At 41.6% G+C, this 919-nt stretch carries 1 protein-coding gene; it reads left to right on the top strand.

Annotated elements, in window-relative coordinates; genetic code table 11:
• Positions 1 to 541: 541 nt before the first annotated feature.
• The coding region (locus KIV40_RS34200) for a hypothetical protein (protein ID WP_285353890.1) at positions 542 to 919 on the top strand (378 nt) is incomplete at its 3' end.

Here is a 919-nt window from a genome sequence, read left to right as displayed (position 1 = left end):
CATGGGGGAAATGCCAATATGGCTGTTAAAGCTATAAATGTATTAGCTTATTTTTTCGAAGCTTCTTTCGCTGCGTCTTTCCAGTATTGAATACGAACGCGATGAAGCTGTGCTCTTCTCATTTTTTTCATAAGGGTTATATCCTTTCCGTTTGACTGCTCTTCATGAGCTATTTTTATTTGCCAACTATTCGAATCTAACTGTGTTTTATGGCCAAATCAACGATACACATCACAAAATATAAAGAGTAGCGCGTGGTCGTTGCATCATAATATGACACAGTTATCAACTATAGCTCAGTTCATTCCATTGAGCTAAGTTTCATATCTAACACTAAATTGGCTTGGTGACAAATATATTTCAAACTCAAGACGATTTAATGAAACCAAAATTGACCTTGGTCCCTTTTTAGCTGCCAAATCCACAAACCAAGTCGCATAACTTTGCTAGGTTGTTGCTCCATAAGACATTTATCGGCTTAATTGGAAAGTCTGTACCTATTCAAAACACCGTCAACTTTCCAATCGACAAGGACTTCTCAATGCAAAAGCCTTTATTATTAGCGATCACTGCCGGGTTTATCTTGTTTGTGTTCATTGGTCGATACGTCGGGTGGTTTCAATCAGGCAATGCAGAGTCTTTCCCAAAGTTTCCAGATACGTCAAGTTACACTGTCACGAGTGAGTTTGATGGAGAATGGGTTGGAAGGCGTATTAACACCACCAACAACAACCTATGCGAACGTACCACCATCACGGGTCGCATCGAAAATGGCAAAGCCGTTCTTCGCCTGACCTACAACGGGACATCACTTAAAGGCTGGGTAGCTGCCGATACACACGCCTTAACCCTATATGCGAGCCATAAGCAGTGGGACTATCGCTTTTCTGGGACAGTCAGCGCTGATAAGGTAACTGGA

The organism is Vibrio sp. D173a (assembly GCF_030248475.1).
Note: the sequence above shows the minus strand (reverse complement) of the source record. Positions and strands in the feature narration are given on the sequence as shown.